The sequence below is a fragment of the Micromonospora sp. NPDC003776 genome, assembly GCF_053605645.1.
On the sequence record NZ_JBSGJR010000169.1, the window covers coordinates 1 to 11,635 of the forward strand.

Consider the following 11,635-nt stretch of genomic DNA (forward strand, 5'->3'; position numbering starts at 1 on the left):
GCCGCCTCCGGGACCGGGGTGCGGACCACCGTGACCGGCCGGACCGGCGTGCCCGGCGACCGCAGTTGCGCCGCCCGGCGCTCGCGGGCCGGGCCGGAGATCAGGTGGGCCACCGCGACCACGCCACCGACCAGGGCGCAGCCCAACCAGAGCGTGGTGTTGCCGGCGTGCTCCCGGAGCAGGCCGCCGAGGATCGGGGCGGTCGCCCCGGCGAGCTGCCAGGAGAGCGAGAAGACGCCCTGGTAGCGACCGCGCAGGGCGGCGGGGGAGAGCTCGGCGATGAGCGTGGAGTTGGAGGGCGAGTTGAGCATCTCGCCGACCGTCCAGACGAGCACGGTGAGGCCGTAGAACCAGGCCGTGCCCGCGAACGCGGTGAGCCCGAAGCCGACGCCCGTCACCACCGCGGCGAGGGCCAGGACGTGCGACCGGCTCCGGCCCTTGATCAGCCGGGGTACGAAGAGCTGACCGAACACGATCAGCACCCCGTTGAGCGCGATCACCGAGCCGTACGTGGCCGGGCTCAGCCCGGAGTCGCCCATGGCGATCGGCAGCATCGAGATGTGCTGGAGGAAGACCAGCGCGGCGAACAGGTTGAGCGTCACGAAGCCCAGGAAGACCCGGTCGCTGAGGATGGTCCGCAGCGCCCCGGCCGGGGCGGCCTGCTTGACGGTCGGGCCGACCACGGCCGCCCGGGTCTCCTTCACCCGGGCGAAGATGATCAGCGCGGTGATCACCGTGGTGGCCGCGTCGACGACGAAGAGCAGCAGGTAGCCGGCCTGGGCGGCGAACCCCGCGAGGACGGCGGCGCAGGCGAAGCCGAGGTTGATCGCCCAGTAGTTCAGGGAGAAGGCGCGCAGCCGGTCCTTCTCCGGCACCACGTCGATCATCATGGCGCCGAAGGCCGGTCGGGCCGCCTCGGCGAAGGTGCCCAGCAGCAGCGCACCCAGGGCCACCGCCCAGAGCGGGCGGGCCAGCCCGAGCCCGAGCATCATGGTCGCCGCGCCGAGGTGCGCGGTGAGCAGGGTGGGCCGTCGTCCCCACCGGTCGGTCAGGGTGCCGCCGACCGTGGTGCCGACCGCGCCGCCGACGCCCCAGAGCCCGATCACCAGGCCGGCCTGCGAGGCCGAGAAGCCCCGCTCGCGGGTGAGGTAGATGGCGAGGAAGATCAGTACGAACGAGCCGAGCCGGTTGATCAGGGTGCCGGTCCAGAGGTACCAGAACGCCCGCGGCAGTCCGCCTGTCGTGTCCCGGAACCAGCTCCGTACCGTCCGCATCCCGACGCCCCCGTTTCGGTAATGACCGATGTTTCTTCAGCGCCTTACAACCTAGTGCTGGCCCGGAACGCCGGTCATCAGCTTTTCCACGTGGTGGTCGTCACGACCGGTCCCCGCGTGTCCGTCCGTGCCGTACGGCAGGATGATCCGCATGACTGCGAGCGAGGGGCCCACCGTCGGGACGCTGGTCCTGCTGCGGCACGGCGAGAGCGACTGGAACGCCAAGAACCTCTTCACCGGCTGGGTCGACGTCGACCTGACCGCCAAGGGCGAGAGCGAGGCGCGGCGCGGCGGTGAGCTGCTCCGCGAGCACAACCTGCTGCCGGACGTGGTGCACACCAGCGTGCTGCGCCGCGCGATCCGCACGGCCGAGCTGGCGCTGAACGCCGCCGACCGGCACTGGATCGCGGTGCGCCGGTCATGGCGGCTCAACGAGCGGCACTACGGCGCCCTGCAGGGCAAGAACAAGAAGCAGACCCTGGACGAGTACGGCGAGGAGCAGTTCATGCTCTGGCGCCGGTCGTACGACACGCCGCCGCCGCCGATCGACGACAACGACGAGTGGTCGCAGGTCGGCGACCCCCGGTACGCGCTGCTCCCGACCGAGCTGATGCCGCGTACGGAGTGCCTGAAGGACGTCGTCGAGCGGATGCTGCCCTACTGGTACGACTCGATCGTGCCGGACATCCTGGCCGGCCGGACGGTGCTGGTGGCCGCGCACGGCAACTCGCTGCGCGCCCTGGTCAAGCATCTCGACCAGATCTCCGACGAGGCGATCGCCAAGCTGAACATCCCCACCGGCATCCCGCTGCGCTACGACCTCGACCCGGATCTGCGTCCGCAGGTCCTCGGCGGGACGTACCTGGACCCGGAGGCCGCCAAGGAGGCCGCCGCCGCGGTCGCCAACCAGGGCCGCTGAGGTGCGCGGAAGGGCCCCTTGTCAACACGTTGACAAGGGGCCCTTCCTTTCGCTCAGGCGCTGGGCGTGCCGGTGATCAGATAGACCACGTGCTCGCCGACGTTCACCGCGTGGTCGGCGAAGCGCTCGTAGAAGCGGCCGAGCAGGGTCGCGTCGATCGCCGTCTCCACCCCGTACGGCCAGTCGTCGCCGAGCAGCACGCCGAAGAGGCTCTTGTGCAGGTCGTCCATGGCGTCGTCGTCCCGGTCGAGCTCGGCCGCGAGGTCGGCGTCGGGCTTGGCCAGCACGGCGGCGATCTTCTCCGCCATCCGGTCGGCGATGCCCGCCATGTCGGTGAAGACCGGCCGCAGCTCGGCCGGCACCGCGGGCGACGGGTGCCGACGCAGCGCGGTCTTCGCCACGTGGTCGGCCAGGTCGCCCATCCGCTCCAGGTCGGCCGCCACGTGCAGCGCGGTGATCATGGCGCGCAGGTCGGAGGCGACCGGTGCCTGCCGGGCCAGCAGGTCGCAGACGCGCTCCTCCACGTGCCGGTAGAGGTCGTCGATCTCGGCGTCCCGCGCGATCACGGCCTCGGATGCCGCGCGGTCGGCGGTGAGCAGGCCCTTGGTGGCCTGGCGCATGGCGGCGCGGACCCCCTCCGCCATGTCCACCAGCAGCTGGCTGACAATCTGCAGGTCGGCCCGGAACTCGTCGCGCATCGTCACTTCCTGGGGTCGGTGTTCGCCGCCCGGCCCGGGACGGGCCGCGTACGGCGTGAGCAGGTGCGCGACCAACCGTAGGCCGGGGGAGTCGGCGCGAAGGTGAACGCCGGTTAACGACGCGGGACCCGGGAGTGAACTTTCCCGGAAGTGAGAGTGCTTCGTCCCGTTCTGCCCGATCGCCAGGTGAACAATGACCCTACGATCGCCGGGTGGAATGGGCGGTGGCGGCCGTGGTGGCCGCGGCTCTGGTGGCCGGGCTGGTCGCCGGGCTGCTGCTGTCCGAGCCCGTCCGGGCCTGGCGGCGCCGGTCGGCATCGGGGAGCGAGAGCCTCCGCCGGAGTGCAGGGAGGCCCGCGATTCCCGACGACGAGCAGGGCGGACTCTCCGCGCTCGGCCGCAAGACGATCGACTCACTCCGCGCCGGCGTGGTGGTGCTCGCCCCGGACGACGTGCCGGTGCTGGTCAACCCGGCCGCCCGGGCGATGGGTCTGCTCCGCACCGGGACCACGCCGGGGTCGATCGCGGCCCACCCGTTGATCCGTACCCTCGCCGGGCAGGTCCGGCGCACGGGCGTGCGGCGCGAGATCGAGCTCGACCTGCCCCGCGGCCGCGACAGCGCGGGGGACAACCCGCTCGGCGTGCACCTGCGCGCCATGGGACTCGGTGCCGGTTACGTCTCGATCGAGGCGGCCGACGTCACCGAGTCGCACCGGCTGGCCCGGGTCCGACGGGACTTCGTGGCCAACGTCAGCCACGAGCTGAAGACCCCGATCGGCGCCCTCCAGCTCCTCGCCGAGGCGCTGGTGGACGCCACCGAGCCGGCCGGCGACGGGGCGGCGGACCTCTCCGAGGACATGATCGCCGCCCGGCGGTTCGCCGAACGGATCCAGCACGAGTCCACCCGGCTCGGACGGCTCGTCCAGGAGCTGCTCGAACTCACCCGGCTCCAGGGCGCCGAGCCGCAGCCCGCGCCCGAGCCGGTCGCCGTGGACTGGGTGATCGCCGAGGTGCTGGACCGGACCCGGATCGGGGCCGCCGCCCGCCGGGTGGAGATCGTCGTGGACGGGCAGCGTGGCCTCACCGTGTACGGCAGCGACAGCCAGCTCGCGACCGCGGTCGCGAACCTGGTGGAGAACGCGATCAACTACTCCGGCGAGGACACCACGGTCCGCGTCACCGTCCGGTCGACCGATGAGCACGTGGAGATCGCCGTGGCCGACCAGGGCATCGGCATCGCTCCGAACGAGGTCGACCGGATCTTCGAGCGGTTCTACCGGGCCGACCAGGCCCGCTCCCGCGCCACCGGCGGCACCGGCCTGGGCCTGGCCATCGTCAAGCACATCGCCAGCAACCATGGCGGTCGGGTGGATGTGTCGAGCACTCTTGGTGGAGGGTCGACGTTCACCCTCCGGCTGCCGGCCCGTCCCCCGGACGACCTGGAGGCGACACTCAACTCCGCTGAGATCGAGGCCGGCCCGGCCGAGCTCCGGCAGGTCTGACCGACAGGAAAGGAAACACCCCGTTGAGCCGCGTACTGGTGGTCGAGGACGAGGAATCGTTCTCCGACGCCCTGTCCTACATGCTCCGCAAGGAGGGCTTTGAGGTGTCCGTCGCCGCGACGGGTACCTCCGCCCTCACCGAGTTCGACCGGACCGGCGCCGACATCGTGCTGCTCGACCTGATGCTGCCGGAAATGTCGGGTACCGAGGTCTGCCGCCAGCTCCGGCAGCGGTCGCACGTCCCGATCATCATGGTGACCGCGCGGGACAGCGAGATCGACAAGGTGGTCGGCCTGGAGATCGGGGCCGACGACTACGTGACCAAGCCGTACTCGCCGCGCGAGCTGGTCGCCCGGATCCGGGCGGTGCTGCGCCGGCAGACCACGGAGGCGGCCGAGTCGGGTGCGCCGACGCTGGCCGCCGGCCCGGTACGGATGGACATCGAGCGGCACGTGGTGACCGTCGACGGGGCACCCGTGCAGCTGCCGCTGAAGGAGTTCGAGCTGCTCGAGCTGCTGCTGCGCAACGCGGGCCGGGTGCTCACCCGGGGGCAGCTCATCGACCGGGTCTGGGGCGCCGACTACGTGGGCGACACCAAGACGCTCGACGTGCACGTCAAGCGGCTGCGCTCAAAGGTCGAGCCGGAGCCGTCCGCGCCGCGCTACATCGTCACCGTCCGCGGGCTGGGCTACAAGTTCGAGCCGTGACGGCTCCGGCCCGGTCTGCGGCAGCCCGGGGTCTCGTGGGCGATTGATGCCCCGGCTCGCACCATGTCGAGCGGATCAAGCGGCTGGCGGGTCCTGCCGGTGGCGCGATGCCTGTTGGCCAGCCAGGTGCGGTCTGTCCGGATGTGAACTGCTCTGCTGGCATGCGCTGGGTGGAACGTCATGGAGGTCACCGCGCCCGGAGACGTCCATCGCGTTCCACTGGCACCAGGCCGGCCGGAGTGGCTGGCCGGCCGCCCGCCATGTTCTCCGACTCCGCGTTCCCCCGCCGCCCCCAGCCGCCCGGGCCGGATTCGGACACAACGCGCTCTGGGGACGCGTCGGCCCAGGGTTGGCGGCAACGTCAGGGAGTTGCGGCCTGCCGCGACGTTGAGGCAGCAACTTCCCTGATTTTGGGGGCGGATGGTCGGGCGGCCTGCGGGTCGGTGCGTGGGATGTCGGGTTTGTGGGTGTGACCGGCGGCATCGTGGGGCCGGAATGGTGGGCGGGGCGGGGGCGTTGAACACGGGTGAACGGCCGAGGAAGACCGCCCCGCCCGACGGGGTGACGGACCCCGGAATGATGGTGGGTCGCCGGTCGTTGCACATGGTCCAGGCGCCGCGAAGCGGCCCAGCCCCGCGAGCCGGATCCCCCCAAGACTTTTCCCCCTTGTTTTGAGCGCCTGACGGTGCTTGCGCACCCGCCGACCCCCATCGGCGTGTGGTGTGCCAACCCCCGAATGGAGCTTTCCCCCATGAACACGATCTTCCGTAAGAGCGTTCTTGGTGTTGCTGGTCTGGCTTTCACCGGTGGTGTGTTCGCCGGTCCGATCGCCGCTCACGCCGACGCCCGCCCCGTCGAGGGCAAGCCGGTCGCGGTGGCCGTGCAGGCCGACAAGCCCGACGCCGGGAAGCTGATTCCGCATGGTGTGCAGGGCGCCCAGTCGCACATCAGCCTGAACGATGAGCAGGTTGCGAACGCGAAGGCGATCATCGCGGCGACGAAGAAGGCGGGTCTGCCGGAGCGGGCCGCGGTGATTTCGATCGCCACGAGTCTGCAGGAGTCGAAGCTGGAGAACCTGGGCCACCTGGGTGACCAGAACGATCATGACTCGCTGGGCCTGTTCCAGCAGCGCCCGAGTTCGGGTTGGGGTACGCCGGAGCAGATCACCGACCCCGAGTACGCGACCCTGGCGTTTGAGAAGGGTCTGAAGCAGGTCGACGGGTGGCAGGACATGCCGCTGACCCAGGCCGCGCAGACCGTGCAGGTCTCGGCCTACCCGGACGCGTACGCGCAGTGGGAGCAGCAGGCCGCCGACCTCGTCGCCCAGCACTGGAACAGCTGACCACAACCGAATCCGGAAGGACCCCTCCCCCTTGGGAGGGGTCCTTCCGCGTTCGCTCCTCCGCCGGCACGGTCACTGTGCAGGATTCCCGAAATGAGGGTGAAGCTCGGCATTTCGGTGATCCTGGTGCTGCTGACGGGGGCCTGTACCGAACCGGTACGGGTGACGCCGGCTCCCTCCGCCACTCCACGGGTCACGGCCCCGGCTCCGGGTCCGAAGCAGCAGCTCACCGTGGTGGCGGCGGGGGATCTGCTGGTGCACCCGCCGCTCACGGAGCAGGCCGCCGCTGACGCCCGGGCGGCGGGCCACAGCGGCCACGACTTCACCCGGGTGCTCGCCGCGATCCGTCCCCGGGTGGCGGCCGCGGACCTTGCCATCTGCCACATGGAGACACCTCTCGCGGAGCCGAACGGTCCGTTCACCGGGTGGCCCACCTTCAGCGTGCCCCCGGAGTTGGCCGACGCCGCGGCGTGGGCCGGGTTCGACACCTGCTCCACGGCCTCCAACCACTCGCTGGACACCGGCATGGAGGGCGTCACCAGGACGCTGGACAACCTCGACCGGGTCGGGCTGCGTCACGCCGGCACAGCCCGCAGCGCGGAGGAGGCGGCCCGGCCGACCATCATCGACGTGGCAGGTGTGAAGGTCGCACAGCTCTCGTACGCGCTGAGCTTCAACACCATCCCGCTCCCGCCCGGGCGGCCGTGGGCGGCGAACCTCATCGACCGGGACGCCATCCTGGCGGCGGCGCACCGGGCGCGAGCGGCGGGTGCCGAGATCGTCATCCTCTCCATGCACTGGGGGACCGAGTACGAGAACGCGCCGAACGGCGACCAACTGGACCTGGCCCGGGAGTTGCTGGCCTCGCCCGACATCGATCTGATCATCGGGCACCACGTCCACGTGGTGCAGCCGTTCGAGAAGATCGGCCGGAAGTGGGTCGCCTACGGCATGGGAAATCTGACCACCCGGTTCGACGACGGCGCCCCGGAGAACACGCAGGACGCCGTCGTGCCCCAGTTCACCTTCACCCGTACCGCATCCGGAGGCTGGGAGGTCACGGACGTGACCGTGCTGCCGACCTGGATGGAGTACCGACCGGCGGCGCGGGTGGTCGACCTGGTCAGCGCGGCAAAGGACCCGGCGGTGCCGGCCGCGCAGCGGGAACACTACGCCGAGATCGAGAAGCGGATCGACGGGTACGTCGGCATGCGCGGCGCCATCGAGGCGGGGCTGCACGTCCTGTCCTGACGACGTGCCGGTGCGCGGCGGCCGGGACCGTGACCGGGGGGGCACGGTCCCGGCCACACCATCACGGGCAGGGGGCGTACAGGTGGCGGGTGCCGGAACCGGCGGCCCAGGCGGCGGGGTCGCTGAACCGGCAGCCGAAGGAGGGTTCGGCCACCGCCTCCGGGTCGGTGACCGCGTCGCCGGCCGGGCGCTGGCCGGTGCGTACCCAGGAGACGAGGTCGTCCCAGGCGGCGCCGGCCTCGGCCGGGCTGAACTCGCAGTGCTGCGCGGCCCGGATCGCCCGCTGGACCACAAGCCTGCTGCGGCCGTGGCCCGCCGCGTCCCGGGCGTACGCCTGCTCCATGCCGAACGGTACGAAGAGGTCGCCGAGGTCGTGCAGGGTGAGCACCGGCACGGTGGGGCGGCCGCTGATCTTCGGCACCTCGGTCAGCGTCGGCGACAGCCGCTCCCACAGGTTCTCCGGGGCGACCCGCTGCACGGTGGCGTTGACGTCCACCGGGCTGTTCGGGGTGTACCGGGTGAGCAGGTTGGTGGCGAGCTGGCCGGGGCGCTGCGCGGGGGAGTCACCGCCGTTCGTGGTGGCGATGGAGAAGAGGAAGTCCTTCCAGACCGCGAAGGCGGCCTCCGCGCCCGGGCGTACCCCGCCGGAACGGTTGACGGTGATCGCCCGCAGCTGCTTGCCGAGGTCGTTGGTGGTGTCCGGGCCGCCCGGCTTGAGCCCGGCCAGCCCGAGCGCCACCTGGATCCGCGGCACCGCGTTGGTCAGGTAGTCGTCCGGCGTCGGGTACGCCCGCACCCGGGCGAGGGCCTGCGCGACCAGGTTGTAGTCGAGGAAGAAGTCGAACAGGGCCTGGTCGCCGAGCACGCCGCACATCGGCAGCGCCCCGTCGTAGTAGCCCGGGTACTGCTCCAGCGAGCGGCCGATGATGTGCCCGCCCATCGACACCCCGGCGATGAGCACCCGCTTCGGCTTCCGGACGGTGTCGGCGAAGAATTCGGCGAGGGCCCGGGTGCCCAGCACTCCGGAGCGGATGTCGTACCCGTTGCGGTCGTAGGAGGAGGCGGCCCAGGCGTACCCCTGCTCCAGCATCCGCTGGCGCAGGCCGAACGCGGGCGGCTCCGGGGAGAGCACGTTGCCCTGGCCGCGGTAGCCGTGCGCCCACATGACCAGCTCGCCGTTCCAGCGGGTGGGGGTCTCGATGATGAAGCCGGCGTGCTCGTGCACGCCCTGCCGGACGGTGGTGGTCTCGCCGTTGACGACCAGCGGCGCCAGCGGCGGATTGCTGATGGTGTAGCCGGGCAGCGGCTGGCTGCCGTCGTCGTCACGGTCGGCCGCCAGGGCCGGCGCGGCGCCGGCCAGACCGAGGGTGAGGGTGAGTGCCGCGCCGATGGCGAGCAGCCGACGGGCCAGGCGGGTGGTTGAGGTCAGCATCGTTGCTCCCCCGGGGACGGGTGCCGCCCCGGGTGGCGGGGCGACCAGGCGGGACGGATGCCTACCGGCCGGTAGCGACCTGAACCTAGGCTCGCCCTCGACAGCTGTCAATCGCTGTCTGACCGCACGGTCAGGCGGCCAGAGTGGAGGGTCAGACCAGCCCCTGGGCGAGCATCGCCTCGGCCACCCGCCGGAAGCCGTCGATGTTGGCGCCCGCCACGTAGTCGCCCGGCAGGCCGTACTCCTCGGCGGTGGCCCAGCAGCGGGCGTGGATGTCCCGCATCGTCTCCCGCAGCCGCTGCTCCGAATGGGCGAACGTCCACCGGTCCCGGCTGGCGTTCTGCTGCATCTCCAGCGCGCTCACCGCGACGCCACCGGCGTTGGCCGCCTTGCCCGGCGCGAACCGCACCCCGGCCCGGCCGAGGATGCGTACCGCCTCCGGGGTGGTGGGCATGTTCGCCCCCTCCACCACGGCGAGGCAGCCGCCGGCCACCAGCGCCGCGGCCTCCGCGCCGCCGATCTCGTTCTGCGTCGCGCACGGCAGCGCCAGGTCGCAGGGCACCTCCCAGACGGTACGGCCGGAGACCGCCACCGCCCGCGGCTCGTGTTCGACGTAGGTGTCGAGCCGGACCCGGCGCTCCTCCTTCAGCTCCCGCAGCAGCGCCAGGTCGATGCCCTTCTCGTCCAGCACGTACCCGTGGGAGTCCGAGCAGGCCACCACCCGGCCGCCGAGCTGGTGCACCTTCTCGATGGCGTAGATCGCCACGTTGCCCGAGCCGGAGACCACCACCCGCTTGCCCTCCAGGCTGTTGCCCGTCTGCTTGAGCATCTCCTCGGCGAAGAAGACCGCCCCGTACCCGGTGGCCTCCCGGCGCACCTGTGCGCCCCCGTACGACAGGCCCTTGCCGGTGAGCACCCCCGACTCGTGCCGGTTGGTGATCCGCTTGTACTGGCCGAACAGGTAGCCGATCTCCCGGGCACCGACGCCGATGTCCCCGGCCGGCACGTCGGTCTCCGCGCCGATGTGCCGGTACAGCTCAGTCATGAAGCTCTGGCAGAACCGCATGACCTCCCGGTCCGAGCGGCCCTTCGGGTCGAAGTCGGCGCCGCCCTTGCCGCCGCCGATCGGCATACCGGTCAGCGCGTTCTTGAAGATCTGCTCGAAGCCGAGGAACTTGATGATCCCCAGATAGACCGACGGGTGAAAGCGCAGCCCGCCCTTGAACGGGCCGAGAGCGCTGTTGAACTCCACCCGGAACCCGCGGTTCACCCGCACCCGCCCGTGATCGTCCTCCCACGGCACCCGGAAGATGATCTGCCGCTCCGGCTCGCAGATGCGCTCGATGATCTGCGCCTCCGCGTACTCGGGGTGCCGGGCCAGCGCCGGGCCGATGCTCTCCAGCACCTCCCGTACCGCCTGGTGGAACTCGGGCTCGCCCGGGTTGCGCTGGACCACGTTCGTGAACACGGTCTCGACCGTCTCCGGCATCACCGACACGTCCCTTCCGGTCCGGGCGGCGGCCCCGTCGTCACGCCGTGCCCCCGGATACGGATCGTCACGGCCGTCCGGTTCACTGGTCAAGTGGACGAGTTGATCTGGGACGCGGCCCGGGCCTCCCGGGACTGGCTGGACGCCGCCAACGGGTCCGGCGACACCGAGCTGACCTGCCGCCTCCTGAAGCTTACCGAGGAGGCGGGGGAGGCGGCGGCCGCCTGGATCGGAGTGCTCGGGCAGAACCCTCGCAAGGGGGTCACCCACACCCGGGAGGACGTCGCGGCCGAACTGGCCGACGTCGTGTTCACGGCGCTCGTCGCGATCGAGAGCCTGGGACTGAACGCGCGGACCGTGGTCTCGACCTGCGCCGAGAAGGTACGGTCCCGGCTGCCCCGGCCCGGTGCCACGGCCCCGTAACCCGCCCTGCGCCGATGCGGCGCCGCGTCCGGGCTGGCGGTCAGCGGCGCCGTGCGGCAAACCGCGGCGTCCGGGCCGGCGGTCAGCGGCGCCCTGCGGCAAACCGCGGCGTCCGAGCTGGCGGTCAGCGGCGCTTTGCGGCAAACGCGGCGTCCGGGCGGCCGATTCGGGCGCCTTGCGGCAGGCCGAGTGGATCAAGCGGCTGGGCAGCAACATCAGGGAAGTTGCTGCCCTGAACGCCGCGGGAGGCAGCAGTTTCGGTCGAAGTTGCCGGGCGAGGCCGCCCCGGGGTGGGTGTGCTCGCGCTGGTCGAGGCCGGCCGGCATTGGGTGGCAATTGTCCGATCGTGGGCCGGCTCGGGCGTGGGTGGGTGGAACGCCATGGAGGTCACCGGGGCCCGGAGACGTCCATGGCGTTCCACCGATGGCCTGGACGGCTGGACGGTCCGGCCCCCGATGGGTGTGGTGTCCGGTTGGGGGTGTGACCGGGGGCATCGTGGGGGCGGAATGGTGGGCGGGGCGGGGTCGTTGAACACGGGTGAACGGCCGAGGAAGACCGCCCCGCCCGACGGGGTGACGGACCCCGGGAATGATGGTGG

The 11,635-nt window shown here is 71.6% G+C and carries 10 protein-coding genes; 6 read left to right on the top strand and 4 right to left on the bottom strand.

Features of this window, described 5'->3' with window-relative positions:
- Positions 1-1,274: MDR family MFS transporter (locus ACWEVO_RS16095; RefSeq protein ID WP_452308306.1), on the bottom strand; the 1,274-nt coding region annotated here is incomplete at its 3' end.
- Between the two features lie 151 nt (positions 1,275-1,425).
- On the opposite strand from ACWEVO_RS16095, the gene ACWEVO_RS16100 reads away from it, so the two are divergent.
- The gene (locus tag ACWEVO_RS16100) at positions 1,426-2,193 is read left to right on the top strand and encodes a phosphoglyceromutase (protein ID WP_452308307.1); all 768 of its coding nucleotides are present in this window, start codon (positions 1,426-1,428) and stop codon (positions 2,191-2,193) included.
- A 53-nt stretch (positions 2,194-2,246) separates the two neighbouring features.
- Here ACWEVO_RS16100 and phoU read toward each other — a convergent pair whose 3' ends face one another.
- Complete coding sequence (gene phoU / locus ACWEVO_RS16105; protein WP_452308308.1) at positions 2,247-2,891, bottom strand: phosphate signaling complex protein PhoU; 645 nt, start codon at positions 2,889-2,891, stop codon at positions 2,247-2,249.
- Positions 2,892-3,103: 212 nt separating this feature from the next.
- Between phoU and ACWEVO_RS16110 the strand changes: the two genes are divergently transcribed.
- From ACWEVO_RS16110 to ACWEVO_RS16125, 4 genes are all read left to right on the top strand, one after another.
- Positions 3,104-4,393: a sensor histidine kinase gene (locus ACWEVO_RS16110; protein WP_452308309.1), complete on the top strand. Its 1,290-nt coding sequence runs from the start codon at positions 3,104-3,106 to the stop codon at positions 4,391-4,393.
- A gap of 23 nt (positions 4,394-4,416) precedes the next feature.
- The gene (locus ACWEVO_RS16115) at positions 4,417-5,100 is read left to right on the top strand and encodes a response regulator (RefSeq protein WP_452308310.1); all 684 of its coding nucleotides are present in this window, start codon (positions 4,417-4,419) and stop codon (positions 5,098-5,100) included.
- Positions 5,101-5,851: 751 nt separating this feature from the next.
- The gene (locus ACWEVO_RS16120) at positions 5,852-6,442 is read left to right on the top strand and encodes a hypothetical protein (protein WP_452308315.1); all 591 of its coding nucleotides are present in this window, start codon (positions 5,852-5,854) and stop codon (positions 6,440-6,442) included.
- A gap of 93 nt (positions 6,443-6,535) precedes the next feature.
- Positions 6,536-7,693: a CapA family protein gene (locus tag ACWEVO_RS16125; protein WP_452308311.1), complete on the top strand. Its 1,158-nt coding sequence runs from the start codon at positions 6,536-6,538 to the stop codon at positions 7,691-7,693.
- 61 nt (positions 7,694-7,754) lie between these two features.
- Here the strand turns inward: ACWEVO_RS16125 and ACWEVO_RS16130 are convergent, their stop codons facing one another.
- Positions 7,755-9,125, bottom strand: a complete 1,371-nt coding sequence (locus tag ACWEVO_RS16130) for an alpha/beta hydrolase family protein (RefSeq protein WP_452308312.1) — start codon at positions 9,123-9,125, stop codon at positions 7,755-7,757.
- Between the two features lie 151 nt (positions 9,126-9,276).
- Positions 9,277-10,614 carry an NADP-specific glutamate dehydrogenase gene (gdhA, locus tag ACWEVO_RS16135; protein ID WP_452308313.1) on the bottom strand — a complete coding sequence of 446 codons (1,338 nt, stop codon included), beginning with the start codon at positions 10,612-10,614 and terminating at the stop codon, positions 9,277-9,279.
- Between the two features lie 93 nt (positions 10,615-10,707).
- On the opposite strand from gdhA, the gene ACWEVO_RS16140 reads away from it, so the two are divergent.
- A complete protein-coding gene (locus ACWEVO_RS16140) occupies positions 10,708-11,037 on the top strand; it encodes a MazG nucleotide pyrophosphohydrolase domain-containing protein (protein ID WP_452308314.1) in 330 nt (109 codons plus the stop codon).
- Positions 11,038-11,635: the final 598 nt, after the last annotated feature.